This is a genomic window from Sulfitobacter sp. LC.270.F.C4, from assembly GCF_032922545.1.
GTDB lineage: Bacteria > Pseudomonadota > Alphaproteobacteria > Rhodobacterales > Rhodobacteraceae > Sulfitobacter > Sulfitobacter profundi.
The window spans coordinates 630,141-647,437 of sequence record NZ_CP136692.1; the positions used below are offsets into that span (position 1 = coordinate 630,141).

Here is a 17,297-nt window from a genome sequence, read left to right on the forward strand (position 1 = left end):
CATTCCGATGCTCACGGCGGCCGCCGCGAGCATGGCCGCCGCCGCCCCGCAAGCATTGGAGGAACCGCATCTCAAGGTGATCCCCCGCACCGCAGAAGAGACCGCCCGGATCGCCAAGGTCACCGCCCCCGCGACCGAATTCGACAGGCCCGAACCCTTTGAGACGAACCCGGCAGGGGCCGCAACGGTCAGCCCGCGCGGCAATGCCGATGCGTTTTCGCTGCCTTCGGGTAACATTCCTTTTGAGCGTGAGTTGGATTTCAAGGTCGGCAATGGGCTGTTCAAAAAGCTCTGGGTGTCGTCGCCGTCTTCGACGCTGGCCTCTGACGGGCTGGGGCCGCTCTTTAACGCGCGCTCTTGCCAACGCTGCCACCTGAAAGACGGGCGCGGCCATCCCCCCGAGGGGCCGGAGGATGACGCGGTGTCGATGTTTCTGCGCATCTCGGTCCCCACCGCCCCCGAAGAGGCAATGAACGAGATCGAGGCGTTCCTGCTTTCGGTGGGCGATACCACCCCCCGCACGCGGCCCGATCCGGTCTATGGCGGGCAATTGCAGGATTTCGGGGTGGCGGGGCATCCGGCGGAATACCGGCTGGGCCTGCGCTATGAAGAGGTGGAGGTCGCGCTCTCCGAGGGAGAGACCGCCAGCCTGCGCCGCCCGACCTACAGTGCCGAAGACCTCGGGTATGGCCCCTTGGCCGAGGGAGCGATGCTCAGCCCCCGTGTAGCCCCGCCGATGATCGGTTTGGGCCTGCTCGAAGCGATCCCAGCCGCAGATATCTTGGCCCTCGCGGACCCCGAAGACGCCGACGGCGATGGCATCTCTGGTCGGGCGCAGATCGTCTGGTCCTTTGAGCACGCGCGCCCGATGTTGGGCCGTTTCGGCTGGAAATCCGGCGCACCGACGATCCGCGAACAATCCGCCAGCGCCTTTGCAGGCGACATCGGCATTTCCTCCCCCATCTTCGATGCGGCATGGGGCGATTGCACCACCGAGCAAACCGCCTGCCGCGATGCCCCGCATGGGAACGGTGACGCGCGCGGGGCAGAGATCGACGCCGAAGGGCTGGATCTGGTGACCTTCTACAGCCGCAACCTTGCCGTGCCGGCCCGCCGCGATGTCGGCGCACCTGAGGTGCTGCGCGGCAAGGCGGTGTTCCATGAGGTCGGCTGCACCTCCTGTCACCAGCCGAAATTCGTGACCGAACGACTGGAGGATCAGCCCGAGCAAAGCTTTCAGCTGATCTGGCCGATGACCGATCTTTTGCTCCATGACATGGGCGAAGGGCTGGCCGACAACCGTCCCGAGGGCCGCGCGAATGGGCGCGAATGGCGCACCGCGCCGCTTTGGGGCATCGGCTTGACCGAACAGGTTAACGGGCATACCCAATTCCTGCACGACGGGCGCGCGCGGTCGCTGCTCGAAGCGGTGCTCTGGCACGGCGGCGAAGCCCAGCCCGCCCGCGATGCCGTGGTGGAGATGCCCAAAGCCGACCGTGACGCCCTGATCCGCTATCTGGAGAGCCTCTGATGCGCAGCCTGCTTACCGCCACATTCCTTCTGACCGCCGCCCCCGCCCTCGCCGGGGTGGAGGAGGTGATCCAAGACCACGCGCTGCCCGGCACCGCCCGTTTCGCCTCTGCCACTGCGGCGCTCGACGCTGCAGCGCAGGCCAATTGCACCGACACGGCCCTGCGCCCGGCCTATCAAGAGGCTTTCGACGCATGGCTCGGCATCGCGCATCTGACCCTTGGCCCGCTAGAGGAAGACGGGCGCGGGCTGGCCATCGCCTTTTGGCCCGACACGCGCGGCATGGTAGGGCGCAGCGTGGCGCGACTGGTGGCCGAGGAAGACCCGATTGCGACAAGCGGGGAGTACGCCGAGGTCTCCATCGCCGCGCGCGGGCTCTTTGCGCTGGAACGGCTGCTTTATGACGATGACTTCGCAGGCTACGGGGCCGAGAGCTATAGCTGCGCATTGGCCCGCGCGATGGCGGCCGACCTGGCCAATTTGGGCCGCGAGGTCGACACCGCTTGGCGAGAGGATTTCGCCGCCGCGCTCCGCAGCGCCGGGGAGGCGGGCAATGACCGTTTCCTCAGCCCGCGCGAGGTATCGCAGGCGCTTTACACGGCTTTGGCAACCGGGCTCGAATTTGTCGCGGACCAACGTCTAGGCCGCCCGATGGGCAGTTTTGATGCGCCGAAGCCGCAGGTGGCCGAGGCGCGCCGTTCGGGCCGCAGCCTGCGCAATGTGGTGTTGTCACTCGAAGCATTGCAGGGTCTAGCCGACACGCTGTCGGACGCCGCTACCCCCAAAACCGACGCCGCATTCGACCGCGCCTTGAGCGCCGCGCGCGTGTTGGAGGACCCCGTCTTTGCCGGGGTGGCCGACCCGATAAGCCGTATCCGGGTCGAGGCGCTGCAAAATGATGTGCGGGCCATTGCCGAGGCCGTGAGCGCTGAGATCGCCCCGGCGCTTGGCGTTTCCGTCGGGTTCAACTCGGCGGACGGCGATTGATGCCGTCGCGCCGCCATTTCCTTGCGGGTCTCGCCGCCGCGTCGAGCTTGCCGGCGATGGGCTGGGCCGCCGCTGGCAGCCCTGCCTACCTTGCCGCCGCGCGTGACCCTTCGGGGGCCTATGCGCTTTTCGGGCTGGACGGGACGGGCCACGACATTTTCCGGATTCCGTTGCCCGACCGGGGCCATGCCGCCGCCGCGCATCCCACGGCGCCCGAGGCCGTGGCCTTTGCCCGCCGCCCGGGGCGGTTTGCACTGGTGATCGACTGCGTGAAGGGCCGTGTCGCCCATCGCCTCGACGCGCCGGAGGGGCGGCATTTCTACGGACATGGGGCGTTTTTGCAGGGCGGGGCCATCCTCGCCACCAGCGAGAATGAGATCGACACGGGCGAAGGGCGCATCGGCCTGTGGTCCCGTGCCGAGGGCTATGCCCGGATCGGAGAGATCGCCTCAGGCGGGGTCGGCCCGCATGAAATCCGCCGCTTGGCCGAGGATGTGCTGGTGGTGGCCAATGGCGGCATCCGCACCCATCCCGACAGCGGCCGGGAGAAGCTGAACATCGACGAGATGCGGCCCAATCTGTCCTATGTCAGCCTCTCGGGCGAGATGCTGGAGCAGGTCGAACTGCCGGATGACCTGCACAAGAACTCGATCCGTCATCTGGCCTTGGCGCCGGACGGGCAGGTGGCCTTTGCGATGCAATGGCAGGGGGAGCCGAACGACGCCGTGCCGTTGTTGGGCCTCCACCGGCGCGGGCAAAACCCGGTATTGGCCGAGGCCGATCTGGCCGAGCAAATCGCGATGCAGGGCTACGCAGGCAGCGTGGCATTCGCGGCAGATGGCGGGGCGGTCGGTATCACCTCCCCCCGGGGCGGGCGGCTGCATCTGTTTGACAGCAAAGGTGGTTTCCTTGCCAGTCACCGCCGTGCCGATGTCTGCGGACTGGCGCCGGGACGGGGCGGTTTCGTCGCCACGGATGGGCTGGGCGGTATCCTGTCGCTGCAAGAGGCGGCGCTGTCGCGGCTCACTACCGCCGCGCGGGCGTGGGACAACCATCTGGTTGCCATCGACGGATAGGCGGGCGGGGGCACTGCCCTCACCGGGTTTTAGTCGGTCTTATACGTCGGGTGGAACAGCCCGCCGGGGGAGAGGGTAAAGATCTCAACCCCGTCTTCGGTCACGCCAACCGAATGCTCGAACTGTGCCGAAAGGGATTTGTCGCGGGTCACCGCTGTCCAATCATCGGCCAAGGTCTTGGTCTCGGCCCGGCCAAGGTTCACCATCGGCTCAATGGTAAAGAACATGCCAGGCTCTAGCACAGCACCGGTGCCCGGACGGCCATAGTGCAGCACGTTGGGCGGCGCGTGAAACACCTGCCCCAGACCGTGACCGCAGAAATCGGTCACGACGGACATGCGGTGGCCTTCGACAAATGTCTGAATTGCATGGCCGATGTCGCCAAAGGTATTGCCCGGCTTCACCGCCTCGATCCCGTGCATCAGGCTGTCGTGGGTCACGTTGATCAACCGCTCGGCCTTGCGCGAAAGCTTGCCCGCCACATACATGCGGCTGGTGTCGCCGAACCAGCCATCGACGATCACGGTCACGTCGATGTTCAGGATGTCGCCGTCTTTCAGCTTCTTATCGCTGGGGATCCCGTGGCAGACCACATGGTTCACCGAGATGCAGCTGGCGTGCTGATAGCCTTTGTAGCCGATCGTCGCGGATTTCGCGCCGGCGGCGTTGACCTTCTCTTCGATCAGGCGGTCAAGCTCTCCGGTGGTCTGACCGGGGAAGACATGCTCTGCGATCTCGTCGAGGATCGTGGCGGCCAGACGGCCCGCCGCTTGCATCCCGGCGTGATCCGAAGGCTCGTAAATGCGAATGCCGTCGCGTGTCTGGCGGCCTCGGTGTGCGTTGTTCACCGCTCTCTCCATCCTTGTGTTCGCTCCTATTTAGCGTGGCTTTCCGGCAAGGGCCAGTGCAGCTCAGCCCGTAAAGGGGATCGGTTGCGCCAGTATGACGGCTTGGGGCGTGATATGGGTGCCGATGGCGTGGATTTCCAGACCTGCAGCGCGGGCCGCTTGGGATGCGGCGGCATAGGTCGGGTCGATATCTGCCGCGAGGGTCATCTGCGTGCAGTCGGTGCGCTGCACCAGATACAGCAGCACGGCGCGGTGCCCGGCCTGCGCCATCCGCGCCAGTTCGCCCAGATGTTTCGCCCCGCGTGTGGTGACGCTGTCGGGGAATTCGGCCAGACCCGTTTCGCGTGAGAGGGTGACCGATTTCACCTCGACATAGGCATCGGGCAGGCCATCACCGCGCAGCAGAAAGTCGATGCGGGAGTTTTCGCCGTATTTCACCTCCGGTCGTACCTCGGCATAGGCGGCCAGTGGCATCACCTCACCCGCGACCAGCGCCGCTTTCATCGCGCGGTTGGGCAGGGCGGTGTCGACCCCGGTGAAATGGCCATTTTCATGATCAACCAGCCGCCAGCCGTAGTTCAGCTTTTTCTTCGGATCGTCGTTCGGCTCGAGCCAAATCCGGCTGCCCGGTTCCGCCAGCCCCATCATCGAGCCGGGGTTGGCGCAATGGGCGATCACTTCCTCGCCCGTTTCCTCAAGCGTGCAATCGGCCAGAAAGCGTTTGTAGCGGCGGATCAGCCGGGCGGGGACAAGTTGGGTTTGAAAGCGCATGAGGCGCGGCCTATACCGAAGGGACGCCATCCTCAAGGAGCCGCCCCCATGTCAAACCCCACCGCCGCGATGATCGTCATCGGCGACGAAATCCTTTCGGGCCGGACCCGCGACAGCAATATGCATCACCTTGCGGGGGAGTTGACGAAAGTGGGGATCGACCTCAAGGAGGTGCGCGTGGTGTCGGACGATCATGGCGCGATCATCGCCGCCGTGCAGGCGCTCTCAGGTGCCTATGCCCATGTGTTTACCTCGGGCGGCATCGGGCCCACGCATGATGACATTACCGCCGATTGCATCGCCGCCGCCTTTAACCGTGATATCGACGTGCGCGACGATGCGCGCGAGATTTTGGCCGAACACTACGCCCGCGCGGGCACCCAGATGAACGACGCCCGCCTGCGCATGGCGCGCATTCCCGAGGGCGCCGCGCTGATCGAAAACCCGGTCTCTGCCGCGCCGGGCTTTGTGGTTGAGAACGTGCATGTCATGGCCGGGGTGCCGACGGTCTTTCAGGCGATGGTTGCCAGCGTCCTGCCGGGGCTCACAGGCGGCCAACCCCTGATCAGTGAGACGCTGCGCATCGACCGGGGCGAGGGCGATATCGCCGGACCACTGGGCGCGCTGGCCGAGGAATATCCGCATCTGTCGATGGGCAGCTACCCGTTTCAGAAAGACGGCATTTTTGGCGCGCATGTGGTGATCCGGGGCAGCGATCCGGGGATGGTCGAAGCGGCGATGGTCAAGCTTAAGGCCGCCTTCGCATGAGCGAGGCGCAGGCGTTTTTCGACGCGGGCGACGCGACATGGCCCGCCGCGCGGCGGTTTGATCACGGGCCATGGACCCTGCGCGAAGGGCAGGGCGGCGGGAAACGGGTCTCGGCGGCGACAGCGCGTGGGGCGATAACCGACGCCGACATTCCGACCGCCGAAGCGGCGATGCGCAAGATGGAGCAGCGCCCGCTTTTCATGGTGCGTGCGGGCGAAGATGATCTCGACGCGCTGCTGGCCGCGCGGGGCTACGGCGTGGTCGATCCGGTCACGGTGCTGAGCGCGCCGATTACCCGGCTGACAGATGTGCCGATGCCCCCGGTCACCGCCTTTTGCATCTGGGAGCCGCTGGCGATCATGGCCGAGGTCTGGGCCGCCGGAGGGGTCGGCCCTGCGCGTCTTGCCGTGATGGACCGCGCGGCGACCAAAACAGGCATCCTTGCGCGCTGGAACGAGAAACCGGCGGGCGTGGCCTTTGCCGGGGTGCACGAGGACATCTGCATGGTGCACGCCGTCGAAGTGCTGCCGCATCAACAGCGCCAAGGTGTGGCCACTTGGATCATGCGCGCCGCCGCCCATTGGGGGCAGGCCCAAGGGGCTAAGCGGCTTTCGGTGCTCTGCGTGGATACGAATGCCCGCGCGCAGGCGCTTTACGCCAAACTGGGCTTTGCCCCGGTCGGGCACTATCATTACCGTCAAAACACCGAGTGAAGGATAAGACCATGGCCAACGACATGCCCACCGCCCTTGATCTGCCGATGGTCGATCCGCTGCCCGAAGCGACGCAGAAGTATTTCGACATCTGTCAGGAAAAGCTCGGGATGGTGCCGAATGTTCTGCGGGCCTATGCCTTTGACATCGACAAGCTGAACGCTTTTGCGGGCATGTATAACGATCTGATGCTGGGCGATAGCGCGCTCAGCAAGCTTGAGCGTGAGATGATCGCGGTGGCGGTGTCCTCGGTCAACAAATGCTACTACTGCCTTGTGGCCCATGGGGCTGCAGTACGCGAAATGTCGGGCGATCCGCAATTGGGCGAGGCGCTTGTGATGAACTACCGCGTGGCCAAGATTACGGCCAAACAACGGGCCATGCTGGATTTCGCGGTAAAGCTGACCGAGGCCAGCGCCAAGGTCGAAGAGGCCGACCGTCAGGCGCTGCGCGATGCGGGTTTCACTGAGCGGGATATCTTTGACATCGCCAGTGTGGCCGGGTTCTTTAACATGACCAACCGCGTGGCCAGCGCCACCGACATGCGCCCGAACGACGATTACCACGCGCAGGCGCGATGAGCCGGGCGCGGGTTGCTGCGGCTCTGCTCGGGGTGCTGCTGGCGGCTCCCGCGGCGGCGCTTGAATTGGCGCTGCCCAGTACCGCGCGCCTGACGGCAGAGCGTAACACCGCGCCGGACCGCTATGCCGCGCCCGTGGGTGTCTATGCCGAAGGGCAGGTGGCGCGGGTCAATGTGGATGGCAGCGTGCGCCGCGCTGCGTGGCGGATGGACACGCCGGGGCTGACCGCCTTGCAGGTGATGCGCCCGCTGCGGCGGCAGCTGGGCGAGGCGGGCTTTGACGTCGTGCTCGACTGTGCTGCGCGGGAATGCGGCGGCTTTGATTTTCGCTTTGCGGTGGAGGTGCTGCCGGGGCCGAACATGTATGTGAACCTGCGGGCTTTCCACTTCATCACCGCCCTGCGCCGGGGCGAGGACGGAACGCCGACCGAGGCGATCAGCATCCTTGCCAGCACGGCGGCGACCTCGGCCTATGTGCAGATCATCCAAGCCCGCAGCGGCGACGCGCCCGAAGGGGAAAGCACCCCCATCACGCCAGAGGCGACTGCCGAGGTGCCGCTTGCCACTGCGACGGGCGATTTCGCAGAAACCCTGAAGGTCGACGGCCATCTGGTCCTCAACCGGCTGGAGTTCGAGACCGGCACCTCCGCGCTTGGCCCCGGCCCCTTTGCCACACTTGAGCGGCTTGCCGAGTTGCTCAAGGCCGAGCCGGATCTGCGCGTGGCGCTGGTGGGGCATACCGACGCGGTGGGCAGTCTGGATGCCAACACCGCCCTGTCGCGCAGACGGGCCGAGGCGGTGCGGGACCGATTGGTGCAGAACTATGACGTAGCCCCCGGCCGGGTCGAGGCGCAGGGTGCCGGCTATCTCGCGCCGCGGGCCAGCAACCTAACCGAAGCGGGCCGCGAGCAGAACCGCCGGGTTGAGGTGGTGGTGCTCTCTGCCGAGTAGGCTATTTCGTGACCGTCATCTGGGTGGCCAGCAGCAGGTTCGTCTCGCTGGAACTCACCCCCTGAATGCGGCGGATTTGGCCCAGCACGCTGTCCAACTCTTCGACGGTTTCGGTCCCCGTCTCGACAATCAAATCCCATTTGCCATTGGTCGCATGGATCGCCTGCACGGCGGGCATGCCCGCGAGGATACGCTTGATCCGGTCGGTGCCCGCCCCTTCGATGGCCAAGAGCGTATGGCCCCGGATCGGGCTGTGGCGCATGTCTTCTTTCAGGATCAGCGTAAAGCCCAAGATCGCGCCGGAACTGACCAGACGTTCGACCCGCGCGCGGACCGTCACACGCGACAGGCCCGTGGAGGCGGCCAGCGCGGAATAGGACATGCGTGCGTCGCGCCGCAGTTCTGCGATGATCTTGTTGTCGATCTCGTCCATAGGGGATCCCGTTTGCTTTGTTGAATAGGGTTTACGGCAGCGCGGGCAGGCTGGCCAGTCTTTGGGGATGCGCAATTGACGGCGGCGGGGAAACCCATAATCTGCCGCGGAAAGGATTTCCTCCATGCAAAGCCGCGCGCCCCTGTTCACACCGGTCCTGATGGTCGGTTGTATCATCATCATGGTCAGCTTCGCCGTGCGGGCCTCTTTCGGTGTCTTCCAGATTCCGATTGCCGAAGAATTCGCATGGGCGCGCAGCGAATTCTCCCTCGCCATCGCGATCCAGAACCTTGCATGGGGCATCGGGCAGCCGATCTTTGGCGCGTTGGCCGAAAAGATCGGCGACCGAAAGGCGATCATCATCGGCGCGGTGGTCTATGCGGTGGGGCTGCTTTTGTCGGCCAATTCCGCCACTCCGATAGAGCATCAGACCTATGCTTGGCTGGTGGGGTTTGGCATCGCGGGCACGGGCTTTGGCGTGATCTTGGCAGTGGTGGGCCGCGCGGCGTCGGACGAGAACCGCTCCATGTCGCTGGCCATCGCCACGGCGGCGGGCAGTGCGGGGCAGGTCTTTGGCGCGCCGGTGGCAGAGTGGATGCTAAGCTTCATGTCGTGGCAGATGACCTTTGTCTGCTTCGCGGGCGTGATCCTTGCGATGTTGCTGACCCTGCCGATGATGCGCGCGCCTGCGATGGCCAGCCGGGCCGAGCTTGAGGAGTCGATGGGTCAGATCCTTGGCAAAGCCTTCCGCGATCCGTCCTATACGCTGATCTTTCTGGGCTTCTTCTCCTGCGGGTATCAACTCGCCTTTATCACCGCGCATTTCCCGGCCTTTGTGACCGAGATGTGCGGCCCGATTTTGGCCGGAGGTGTGCTGCATAACATCGGCATTACCACCACCTCGGCGCTTGGCGCAGTGGCGATCTCGCTCATCGGGCTCGCCAATATCGCGGGCACCTTGCTGGCGGGCTGGGCGGGCAAACGCTATTCCAAAAAGTACCTGCTGGCGGGGATTTACGTTGGGCGCACGGTGATCGCAGCGGCCTTTATCATGTTCCCGATCACCCCGGTGACGGTGATCCTATTCTCCGTCGGTATGGGCGCGCTGTGGCTGGCGACGGTGCCGCTGACCTCGGGCCTTGTCGCGCATATCTACGGGCTGCGCTATATGGGCACGCTTTATGGGATCGTCTTTTTCAGCCACCAGTTGGGCAGCTTCCTTGGCGTTTGGCTGGGTGGGCGGATGTATGACATCTATGGCAGCTATACCGGCGTTTGGTGGGTCGGCGTGGCCGTGGGGGCGTTCAGCGCCGTGGTCCATCTGCCGATCCGCGAGAAACGGTTGGAGGGGCTGGTGACCGCTTAACGCGCCCGCCAACGCTCAAGGATATGGCGCGCGGTCATCAGGTCCAAATGCGCGCCGCCGCCGTTCTTGAACAGGGTAATTTCATCGTCGCTTTGGCGGGTGAAGACCTCAAGGTCGTAGTAATCCGCGATCAGATGGTCGCGGGTGAGGGTGCCTGCCTCAAGCGGAATGTTGATTTCGCCGATATGGCCGATCGTGGTGTCGAAGCTGTCGACAAAGACCCGCGACCGCAACAGCGCCGTGTCGTCGACCTCGCGCATGTCGGGGCGGTAGGCACCGATGAGGTCGATATGCTGGCCGGGTTGCAGCCAATCGCCCTTGATCAGCGGGTCGGTCGACATGGTGGCGGAGGTGACGATATCGGCGGCGCGCACCGCCTGCTCCAAATCGGTCGCCACGTTGATCTTAAGCTCCGCGGCCATCGCCTCGGCGTTCTTCGCGGTACGGTTCCAGACCGTGAAACGCGCCTGCGGGAAGGCGGCGGAATAGGCGGCGTGCAGGGCGCGGCCTTGGGTGCCCGCGCCGACGATCAGGATGTTCTCGCTGTCGGGTCGCGCCAGCCGCCGCGCGGCCAGCAGGCTGTCACCAGCGGTTTTCCATTTGGTGACGAGGTGGAAATCCACGATCGCGGCGAGCGTGCCGGTTTCGTCATCAAAGAGGGACACGCCGCCGTTGACCATCGGTACCTCGCGGTCGGGATTGCCGGGGAAGATCGTGGCGGATTTCACCGCAATGCCCAGCCCGTCGATCCATGCCGCGCGGCTGAGCAGCGTGTCCTTGCCGCGATAGAGGAAAGTGTCGCCAATCTCGGCCTTGGGCAGTTCATGGCCCGTGGCCAGCGCGTCGGTCAGGGCGATCCAATCCAGCAGCGCTTCGCCTTCGTCGAAGGAGATGTTGGGGATGTCGGTCATGCGGCCTCCTCCCGGTTTAGCACTCCGGCGGCGACAAGACGGTCGGCCCAGCCCTGCGGCCCGGTGAAATGATGCGTCTGCCAGCCGCGCGCGGCGGCGGCGGCGATGTTGTCGGCGCGGTCGTCGGTAAAGAGCAGCGCTTCGGGCGGCAGGCCGCTGCCCTGCTCCACGGCCTCATAAATCGATGGCACCGGTTTGATCATGCCCAGGTGGCCCGAGATGAAATCGCGGTCGAACTCGCGCAGGAAAGGGTAGTGCGTGGCGGCAAGATCATAGCTTTGGATGCCAAAGTTGGTGAGCGAGAAGACCGGCACGCCGCGCGCCTGAAGGGCCTTCATCAGCCGCAGGGAGTGGTCGATCACCGGCGCGGCCATGTCGATCCAGCGGTCATGCCAGAGGCGGATTTCGTCGCCCCAATCGGGCGTCGCCTCGGCCATGGCATAGATCGTGTCGCGGAAGTTTTCGCCACTGTCGACGCGGTCGTTCATGCCGTGCAGATCGACGGCATCGAACATGGCGCGGCGGCGGTCTGCGCCGATGACGCTGTCGTAGAAGCGTTCCGGTTGCCATTCGATCAATACGTTGCCGATGTCGAAAACGACCGCCTGAGGTGTCATATCACTTGCCCTATCAATTCCTAAACGCGGGGCTAACCCCGCGCTGCCGCGCGCAATTCCCGCTCCAATGCCTCTAGGAAGCGGGAGCGGTCGGCCTTTGTAAACCCCTTGCCGCCGCCTTGGCGAAAGGGGTCGGCGGCGCGCAGGTCGGTCATCAGATCGCGGGTCGCCAGCACGTTGCCGATGTTGGCCTGCGTGAGGGCCTCGCCGTTATGTTTCAGCACCCTTGCTCCGGCTTCCACGCATTTCGCGGCCAGCGGGATATCCCCCGTGACCACCACATCGCCTTTGCCGCAGCGGTCAGCGATCCACATGTCGGCGATGTCGGGCCCGTCAGGCACGATCACCACCTCGACCAGTGGGTTTTGCGACATGCGCAGGCCGCCGTTCGAGACGAGGAACATCTTGACCTTATGGCGGGTCGCCACCCGCTCGGCCTCGGCTTTGACGGGGCAGGCGTCGGCGTCGATGTAGAGCGCGGTCATGGCTTAACCCGCATAGAGCGCGTCGGCGTGGAAGGCGACGTGATCTTCCATAAAGCTCGCCACGAAGAAATAGCTGTGGTCATAGCCCGGCTGCATGCGGAAGCTGCCTTGCTGGCGTTTGGCGGCCATGGCCTCGGCCAATGCTTCGGGTTTCAGCAGGTCGAGGAACTGGTCGCTGCCGCCTTGGTCGATCAGGATCGGCCCGTCGAAACCCTTTTCGCGCATCAGCAGGGTGCTGTCGTGTTTCGTCCAAGTGCTTTCATCCGACCCCAGATAGGCGCTGAGTTGCTTCTTGCCCCAATCGCCAGACGTAGGGTGGGTGATCGGCGCAAAGGCCGATACCGAGAGGAACCGCCCCGGCAGGTTCATCGCCAGTGTCAGCGCGCCGTGGCCGCCCATCGAATGCCCGGTGATGCCTTGGCGCTCCATATCGAGGGCGAAGTTTTCACCGATCAGGCCGGGCAGTTCCTCGGCCAGATAGTCCCACATCTGGTAGTGTTTGGCCCAAGGCTCCTGCGTGGCGTTCACATAGAACCCCGCGCCTTTGCCGAGGTCGTAAGCGTCATCATCCGCCACATCCTCGCCCCGCGGGGAGGTATCGGGGAAGACGACAGCGATGCCATGTTCCGCCGCCCAAAGCTGCGCGCCCGCCTTGGTCATCGCGTTCTCATGGGTGCAGGTCAGGCCCGAGAGATACCACAGCACCGGCACCGGGCCGTCCTGCGCCTCGGCGGGGAGGAAGAGGCCAAAGGTCATGTCGCAGCCGCAGGCGTCGGAGTTGTGGGAGTAAACCCCCTGCGTGCCACCGAAACAGGCGTTTTCCGAGATGGTTTTCATGGCAGCGTTCCTTTCGAACTTGAATGTGTCACAGGGCCGAAACCCAGCCTACGACAAGGCTGACGGTCACGATACTGACAGTGGTTGAGACGAGAATGGCGGCAGAGACCCGCTGAGGTGCTACGCCATAATGTTGGGCGAGCATATAGACATTGCCCGCCACCGGCAGTGCTGCGGCGGCGATGATGACCCCGGCTTTGTAGGGATCGACGCCGAAAAGAAACAGCGCACCAAAGGCCACGAAAAGCGGGTGCAGCACGAGTTTGCAAAAGGTCAGCCAGCCTGCGATCTCAATCCGCTCGGCGGATTTGGAAGCCAGCGACGCACCGATGGCAAAGAGCGCCCCGGGGGTGGCAGCCCCGCCGAGGATTGCGAGGAATTCGTTCAGCGGCACGGGGATCGGGATGCCGAAGCCCGACCAGAGGAACCCCAAGGTGATGGCGACGATCATCGGGTTTTTCAGCAGCCCCAGTCCCACGATCTTGAGCGTCGCCAGCCGCAACTGCCCCTCGCGGGAGCCGGTGATCAGGATCACGATGAGGCTGGAAAAGATGATCATGTCGACGGTCAGCGCCAGCAGCACGGGGCCGATCGCCTCTGGCCCCAGAAGCAGCGTCAGCATCGGCACGCCCAGAAACCCTGTGTTGCCGATCACGGCGCATTGCGCCTCGATCCCGTTGGTCGCCACATCCAGCCCGCGCAGGAAGCCGACGAGGCTGGCAATGGCATAGACGAACGCCGTGCCCCAGAGATAGGCGGCGACAAGGCGGCTGTCCCAAACCTCGGCCAGTGAGAGATTGGCGGAAAAGCGGAACAGCATCGCCGAGAGGGCGAAATAGAAAACGAATTTGGTGAGATAGGCCGTCGCTTCGGCTGAGAAAAACCGCGTGCGCCCGGCCCAGTAGCCAAGGCCGATCAGCGCAAAGAACGGCAGGGTTTTCAGGAAGATCGCGACCATGGGTCAAGCATTAGCCAGCCCGCCCTTGGGGTGCAATGGGGCATGGCTCTTTGCCTTACCCTGAGCCGATCAGCACCCCGGCGGCAAAGACCAATGCGCCGCCCAGCACCACTTGGAACGCGGCGCGAAAGAAGGGTGTTTCCATGAACTTATTCTGGATCCACGCAATGGCCCAAAGCTCTACAAAGACGACGATGATCGCCACGACAGTTGCGGTCCAGAAGTCGGTGATCAGGTAGGGCAGCGCGTGGCCCAGCCCGCCCACCGAGGTCATCACGCCCGAGGCTACCCCGCGTTTGATCGGAGAGCCGCGGCCCGACAGTTCCCCATCGTCCGATGCCGCCTCGGTGAAGCCCATTGAGATGCCCGCCCCGACGCTCGCCGCAAGGCCGACGAGGAAGGTCGTCCAAGTGTTATGGGTGGCAAATGCGGTGGCGAAGATGGGGGCGAGGGTAGAGACAGACCCGTCCATCAGACCCGCCAGCCCCGGCTGGACCCATGTCAGCAAAAACTGCCGATGCGCGCGGCTGTCTTCGTCGCTGCGGCTGTCGCTGTTAAGGTGTTTCTCGGTCAAATCCTGCGCGCTGCCGTGGTGGCCTGCCTCGGCAGCGGCCAGATCGCCCAGCAGTTGCCGTGTCGCCGCGTCTGACGTGCGCGCGGCGGCGGCATGGTAGAACCGCTCGGCGTCCTGTTCCATCGCGGCGGCCTCTTGTCGGATACGCTCTAGCGACAGGTTCTCGATCAGCCAGACCGGGCGGCGCGCGTAGTAGCCCGAGACATGCTCGCGCCGGATTAGCGGGATGACATCCCCAAAACGGGCGCGGTGCAGGTCGATCAAGCGGCGGCGGTGTTCGTTCTCCTCCTCGGCCATCCCGTCAAAGACGGCGGCGCTGTCGGGGTATGCCTCGCGCAGCCTTTCGGCATAGTCGCGATAGATGCGCGCGTCATCCTCTTCAGAGGAGATGGCCAGCGCCAGCACCTCTTGTTCGCTCAGGTCTTTGAAACGTTTGCGGTTGAGGGAAAATCGCATCGAGAAGGCTCCGTGGTCTGGCCCTCACAGTAGGGCCATCGGCGGGTTCCAGCAAATGCAAAGCGCCTTGCCCTTGGCGGCGCGCGTGATGGACCTACCTGTTGCGGGATGGTCGGCCCTTGCTCCGACGCCACGCGAATAACGAGGTTTGGAACATGAGATTAGTTTTCTTGGCACCCCTATTGGTGGCGGGCTGCGCCGAAGTGGCGACAGCGCCGGTGCAAAACCCCATTCCGGCCCCGGTTGCGCCGAGGGGGCAGATTACGCCACCGGCGGCCACAACAACACCGCCCACACAGACCGCGCCACGCCCCGCACGGACAGAAGCGCGCGCCTCCACGACCAAGCCCAAGCCCCTGCCCAATTCGGTGATCGACGCGGTGAACGAGCCGTCTAGTAACTCTAGCAGTTCCAGCACGCCTATAGCGCCCACGCCTGCCAAGCCACTGGCGGAATCCTGCAAAGAAGGCAGTTGGTGGGGTCTGATTGGCCGTCCCCGCGCGGCGGCAAACATCGTGTCCGAGCCCAAGCGCGTCTATACCGAGGGCGACCCGGTGACGATGGATGCCAACCCCAACCGCACCAACATCGTGTTGGACGCGGAAGGGAAGATCGCCAAGGTCACCTGCGGCTAGGCTAGGTTTTCGGTCTAGCCCTTCGGACGCTTGTCGAGAATGCGCACGGCTTTGCCCTCTGACCGGGCAACGCCGCCTACGTCCATGACCTCGACCTTGACCGAGATGCCGACGGTTTGCTTGATTTGCGCCGAGAGCGCTTTGATCGCGGTGGCGCGGGCGTCGGGGGTCACGCTGGCATCGGCGCATTCGCAGAACACGCGCATCTGATCCATCCGGTCGGGCCGCGACAGTTCGATCTGGAAATGCGGGGCAAGCCCCGGCGTGGCCATCAGCGCTTCTTCGATCTGGGTGGGGAAGACGTTGACGCCGCGCAGGATGATCATGTCGTCGCTGCGGCCCGTCACCTTCTCCATCCGCCGCATGGAGCGCGCGGTGCCCGCCAGCAGCCGTGTCAGATCGCGGGTGCGGTAGCGGATGATCGGAAAGGCCTGTTTGGTGAGGGAGGTGAACACCAGCTCGCCCATCTCGCCGTCCTCAACCGGCGCGCCGGTTTCGGGGTTAATAATCTCGGGGTAGAAGTGATCCTCCCAGATGTGCAGCCCGTCCTTGGTCTCCACACATTCCATCGAAACGCCCGGCCCCATGACTTCGCTGAGGCCGTAGATATCGACCGCATGCATGTCGAAGGCCTGCTCTATCTCAAGCCGCATGGCATTGGTCCAAGGCTCGGCCCCAAAGATGCCCACCTCTAGTGAAGATTGGCGCGGATCAATACCTTGGTTGGCGAATTCATCCAAAATCGACAGGGCGTAGGAGGGCGTCACCGTGATGCCTTTGGGCTGGAAATCTTCGATCAGCCGCACTTGGCGCGGGGTCATCCCGCCCGAGATTGGCACGGTCGAGAGGCCAAGCGCATCTGCCCCAAGGTGAATGCCCAAGCCGCCAGTGAACAGCCCATAGCCATAGGCGTTGTGCAGCATATCGCCGGGACGCATCCCCGCAGCGCGCAGGGAACGGGCGACGACTTGGCCCCAGTTCGCCAGATCATCCTTGGTATAGCCCACCACGGTCGGCTGCCCGGTGGTGCCAGAAGATGCATGAATGCGCGCCACCTGATCGCGCGGCACGGCGAACATGCCAAAGGGGTAATTGTCGCGCAGATCGGTTTTGACGGTGAAGGGAAAGCGCGAGAGATCGGAAGGCTGTTTCAGATCGTCGGGGTGCACGCCTGCATCGTCAAAGCTCTGCTTATAGAAGGGCACGTTGTCATAGGCGTGGCGCAGGGACCATTTCAGACGGTCCAACTGCAGGGCGCTGATCTCGTCCCGGCTGGCGATCTCAATTGGGTCGAGCGTATCCTTCGCGGGGGTCAGGTCTTTCATCAGGTCGGCTCCTCCTCGGTAAATAGCTGGCCCTTGATGCTGCGGGAGAGCCCGCGAAACAGGGCCACGACACGGTCATCCTCGCCCGTGACGGTCACATCATAGATGCCCGACCGACCGCTGCGCGACACTTCGCGTGCGGTGGCGGTCAACCGCTCCTCCGGCTGGCCGGGGCTGAGATAGGTGATCTGGTTCTGCTGTGCGACGGTGGTCTGATTGTAGCTGTTGCAGGCAAAGGCAAAGGCGCTATCGGCCAGTGTGAAGATAAATCCGCCGTGGCAAATCCCGTGACCGTTCAGCATGTCCGGGCGCACCGACATCGACAAAACCGCGCCGCCGGGGGTCACATCGTCGATGGTCATGCCCAATCCGGCAGAGGCGGAATCTTGGGCGAACATCACCTCGGCACATTTGCGGGCGCGGGCTTCTGGGGTCATTCCATCGGGCCTTTGTGTTTCATTTTTTCGATTGGTTGC

20 protein-coding genes are annotated in these 17,297 nt (G+C 64.4%); 9 read left to right on the forward strand and 11 right to left on the reverse strand.

Translation table 11 applies throughout. The annotated features are described in order from the left end of the window. The first annotated feature begins 7 nt into the window (after window positions 1-7). From R1T45_RS06875 to R1T45_RS06885, 3 genes are read left to right on the forward strand one after another with little or no spacing between them, the layout of a single operon-like run. Entirely contained in the window at window positions 8-1,531 is a 1,524-nt protein-coding gene (locus R1T45_RS06875; RefSeq protein ID WP_317391047.1) for a di-heme oxidoredictase family protein, read from the forward strand. Beyond that, window positions 1,531-2,517, forward strand: a complete 987-nt coding sequence (locus tag R1T45_RS06880; RefSeq protein ID WP_317390473.1) for an imelysin family protein — start codon at window positions 1,531-1,533, stop codon at window positions 2,515-2,517. Before R1T45_RS06875 ends, R1T45_RS06880 begins: the two co-directional genes overlap by 1 nt. After that, entirely contained in the window at window positions 2,517-3,593 is a 1,077-nt protein-coding gene (locus R1T45_RS06885) for a DUF1513 domain-containing protein (RefSeq protein WP_317390474.1), read from the forward strand. The genes R1T45_RS06880 and R1T45_RS06885 overlap by 1 nt, the downstream gene beginning before the upstream one ends. Before the next feature lie 29 nt (window positions 3,594-3,622). On the opposite strand, the gene map is transcribed toward R1T45_RS06885, so the two are convergent. Both map and sfsA read right to left on the reverse strand, forming a co-directional pair. Continuing rightward, window positions 3,623-4,453 (reverse strand): type I methionyl aminopeptidase, encoded by an 831-nt coding sequence (gene map, locus R1T45_RS06890; protein ID WP_120349970.1) that lies wholly within the window; start codon window positions 4,451-4,453, stop codon window positions 3,623-3,625. 51 nt (window positions 4,454-4,504) lie between these two features. After that, the gene (sfsA, locus tag R1T45_RS06895; protein WP_317390475.1) at window positions 4,505-5,212 is read right to left on the reverse strand and encodes a DNA/RNA nuclease SfsA; all 708 of its coding nucleotides are present in this window, start codon (window positions 5,210-5,212) and stop codon (window positions 4,505-4,507) included. Between the two features lie 48 nt (window positions 5,213-5,260). Here sfsA and R1T45_RS06900 point away from each other — a divergent pair, with 48 nt between their 5' ends. From R1T45_RS06900 to R1T45_RS06915, 4 genes are read left to right on the forward strand one after another with little or no spacing between them, the layout of a single operon-like run. Continuing rightward, a complete protein-coding gene (locus R1T45_RS06900; protein ID WP_120349972.1) occupies window positions 5,261-5,980 on the forward strand; it encodes a competence/damage-inducible protein A in 720 nt (239 codons plus the stop codon). Continuing rightward, window positions 5,977-6,693: a GNAT family N-acetyltransferase gene (locus tag R1T45_RS06905; RefSeq protein WP_317390476.1), complete on the forward strand. Its 717-nt coding sequence runs from the start codon at window positions 5,977-5,979 to the stop codon at window positions 6,691-6,693. Before R1T45_RS06900 ends, R1T45_RS06905 begins: the two co-directional genes overlap by 4 nt. A gap of 11 nt (window positions 6,694-6,704) precedes the next feature. After that, a complete protein-coding gene (locus R1T45_RS06910; RefSeq protein WP_067628114.1) occupies window positions 6,705-7,274 on the forward strand; it encodes a peroxidase-related enzyme in 570 nt (189 codons plus the stop codon). After that, on the forward strand, window positions 7,271-8,224 hold the full coding sequence (locus R1T45_RS06915; RefSeq protein WP_317390477.1) for an OmpA family protein: 954 nt from the start codon (window positions 7,271-7,273) through the stop codon (window positions 8,222-8,224). The genes R1T45_RS06910 and R1T45_RS06915 overlap by 4 nt, the downstream gene beginning before the upstream one ends. 1 nt (window position 8,225) lies before the next feature. Here the strand turns inward: R1T45_RS06915 and R1T45_RS06920 are convergent, their stop codons facing one another. Continuing rightward, window positions 8,226-8,657: an Lrp/AsnC family transcriptional regulator gene (locus R1T45_RS06920; protein ID WP_132444094.1), complete on the reverse strand. Its 432-nt coding sequence runs from the start codon at window positions 8,655-8,657 to the stop codon at window positions 8,226-8,228. Between the two features lie 124 nt (window positions 8,658-8,781). Here R1T45_RS06920 and R1T45_RS06925 point away from each other — a divergent pair, with 124 nt between their 5' ends. Continuing rightward, window positions 8,782-10,023: an MFS transporter gene (locus R1T45_RS06925; protein WP_120349975.1), complete on the forward strand. Its 1,242-nt coding sequence runs from the start codon at window positions 8,782-8,784 to the stop codon at window positions 10,021-10,023. Here the strand turns inward: R1T45_RS06925 and R1T45_RS06930 are convergent. The 6 genes from R1T45_RS06930 to mbfA are packed head-to-tail and all read right to left on the reverse strand — an operon-like array spanning window position 10,020 to window position 14,861. Beyond that, window positions 10,020-10,934 carry an ornithine cyclodeaminase family protein gene (locus R1T45_RS06930; protein ID WP_317390478.1) on the reverse strand — a complete coding sequence of 305 codons (915 nt, stop codon included), beginning with the start codon at window positions 10,932-10,934 and terminating at the stop codon, window positions 10,020-10,022. The genes R1T45_RS06925 and R1T45_RS06930 overlap by 4 nt on opposite strands. After that, a complete protein-coding gene (locus R1T45_RS06935) occupies window positions 10,931-11,551 on the reverse strand; it encodes an HAD family phosphatase (RefSeq protein ID WP_317390479.1) in 621 nt (206 codons plus the stop codon). Before R1T45_RS06935 ends, R1T45_RS06930 begins: the two co-directional genes overlap by 4 nt. 32 nt (window positions 11,552-11,583) lie before the next feature. Next, window positions 11,584-12,036: a YaiI/YqxD family protein gene (locus tag R1T45_RS06940; protein WP_067622176.1), complete on the reverse strand. Its 453-nt coding sequence runs from the start codon at window positions 12,034-12,036 to the stop codon at window positions 11,584-11,586. Between the two features lie 3 nt (window positions 12,037-12,039). Beyond that, on the reverse strand, window positions 12,040-12,873 hold the full coding sequence (fghA, locus tag R1T45_RS06945) for an S-formylglutathione hydrolase (RefSeq protein WP_317390480.1): 834 nt from the start codon (window positions 12,871-12,873) through the stop codon (window positions 12,040-12,042). A 28-nt stretch (window positions 12,874-12,901) separates the two neighbouring features. Next, the gene (locus R1T45_RS06950; RefSeq protein ID WP_093927832.1) at window positions 12,902-13,831 is read right to left on the reverse strand and encodes an AEC family transporter; all 930 of its coding nucleotides are present in this window, start codon (window positions 13,829-13,831) and stop codon (window positions 12,902-12,904) included. Between the two features lie 55 nt (window positions 13,832-13,886). Then, window positions 13,887-14,861: an iron exporter MbfA gene (gene mbfA, locus R1T45_RS06955; protein ID WP_317390481.1), complete on the reverse strand. Its 975-nt coding sequence runs from the start codon at window positions 14,859-14,861 to the stop codon at window positions 13,887-13,889. A 155-nt stretch (window positions 14,862-15,016) separates the two neighbouring features. On the opposite strand from mbfA, the gene R1T45_RS06960 reads away from it, so the two are divergent. Next, the gene (locus tag R1T45_RS06960) at window positions 15,017-15,496 is read left to right on the forward strand and encodes an I78 family peptidase inhibitor (RefSeq protein ID WP_317390482.1); all 480 of its coding nucleotides are present in this window, start codon (window positions 15,017-15,019) and stop codon (window positions 15,494-15,496) included. Window positions 15,497-15,510: 14 nt separating this feature from the next. On the opposite strand, the gene paaK is transcribed toward R1T45_RS06960, so the two are convergent. After that, window positions 15,511-16,821 (reverse strand): phenylacetate--CoA ligase PaaK, encoded by a 1,311-nt coding sequence (paaK, locus tag R1T45_RS06965; RefSeq protein WP_317390483.1) that lies wholly within the window; start codon window positions 16,819-16,821, stop codon window positions 15,511-15,513. Continuing rightward, entirely contained in the window at window positions 16,821-17,258 is a 438-nt protein-coding gene (paaI, locus tag R1T45_RS06970; RefSeq protein ID WP_067942039.1) for a hydroxyphenylacetyl-CoA thioesterase PaaI, read from the reverse strand. Before paaI ends, paaK begins: the two co-directional genes overlap by 1 nt. Between the last annotated feature and the right edge of the window lie 39 nt (window positions 17,259-17,297).

What these genes read in the sequence shown, in the direction of transcription:
- mbfA (WP_317390481.1), bottom strand. Translation starts at nt 14,861, where the DNA reads ATGCGATTTTCCCTCAACCGCAAACGTTTCAAAGACCTGAGCGAACAA.
- R1T45_RS06900 (WP_120349972.1), top strand. Translation starts at nt 5,261, where the DNA reads ATGTCAAACCCCACCGCCGCGATGATCGTCATCGGCGACGAAATCCTT.
- paaK (WP_317390483.1), bottom strand. Translation starts at nt 16,821, where the DNA reads ATGAAAGACCTGACCCCCGCGAAGGATACGCTCGACCCAATTGAGATC.
- R1T45_RS06935 (WP_317390479.1), bottom strand. Translation starts at nt 11,551, where the DNA reads ATGACACCTCAGGCGGTCGTTTTCGACATCGGCAACGTATTGATCGAA.
- paaI (WP_067942039.1), bottom strand. Translation starts at nt 17,258, where the DNA reads ATGACCCCAGAAGCCCGCGCCCGCAAATGTGCCGAGGTGATGTTCGCC.
- R1T45_RS06925 (WP_120349975.1), top strand. Translation starts at nt 8,782, where the DNA reads ATGCAAAGCCGCGCGCCCCTGTTCACACCGGTCCTGATGGTCGGTTGT.
- R1T45_RS06910 (WP_067628114.1), top strand. Translation starts at nt 6,705, where the DNA reads ATGGCCAACGACATGCCCACCGCCCTTGATCTGCCGATGGTCGATCCG.
- R1T45_RS06915 (WP_317390477.1), top strand. Translation starts at nt 7,271, where the DNA reads ATGAGCCGGGCGCGGGTTGCTGCGGCTCTGCTCGGGGTGCTGCTGGCG.
- R1T45_RS06920 (WP_132444094.1), bottom strand. Translation starts at nt 8,657, where the DNA reads ATGGACGAGATCGACAACAAGATCATCGCAGAACTGCGGCGCGACGCA.
- R1T45_RS06880 (WP_317390473.1), top strand. Translation starts at nt 1,531, where the DNA reads ATGCGCAGCCTGCTTACCGCCACATTCCTTCTGACCGCCGCCCCCGCC.
- R1T45_RS06875 (WP_317391047.1), top strand. Translation starts at nt 8, where the DNA reads ATGCTCACGGCGGCCGCCGCGAGCATGGCCGCCGCCGCCCCGCAAGCA.
- R1T45_RS06940 (WP_067622176.1), bottom strand. Translation starts at nt 12,036, where the DNA reads ATGACCGCGCTCTACATCGACGCCGACGCCTGCCCCGTCAAAGCCGAG.
- R1T45_RS06905 (WP_317390476.1), top strand. Translation starts at nt 5,977, where the DNA reads ATGAGCGAGGCGCAGGCGTTTTTCGACGCGGGCGACGCGACATGGCCC.
- sfsA (WP_317390475.1), bottom strand. Translation starts at nt 5,212, where the DNA reads ATGCGCTTTCAAACCCAACTTGTCCCCGCCCGGCTGATCCGCCGCTAC.
- R1T45_RS06930 (WP_317390478.1), bottom strand. Translation starts at nt 10,934, where the DNA reads ATGACCGACATCCCCAACATCTCCTTCGACGAAGGCGAAGCGCTGCTG.
- R1T45_RS06950 (WP_093927832.1), bottom strand. Translation starts at nt 13,831, where the DNA reads ATGGTCGCGATCTTCCTGAAAACCCTGCCGTTCTTTGCGCTGATCGGC.
- fghA (WP_317390480.1), bottom strand. Translation starts at nt 12,873, where the DNA reads ATGAAAACCATCTCGGAAAACGCCTGTTTCGGTGGCACGCAGGGGGTT.
- R1T45_RS06960 (WP_317390482.1), top strand. Translation starts at nt 15,017, where the DNA reads ATGAGATTAGTTTTCTTGGCACCCCTATTGGTGGCGGGCTGCGCCGAA.
- map (WP_120349970.1), bottom strand. Translation starts at nt 4,453, where the DNA reads ATGGAGAGAGCGGTGAACAACGCACACCGAGGCCGCCAGACACGCGAC.
- R1T45_RS06885 (WP_317390474.1), top strand. Translation starts at nt 2,517, where the DNA reads ATGCCGTCGCGCCGCCATTTCCTTGCGGGTCTCGCCGCCGCGTCGAGC.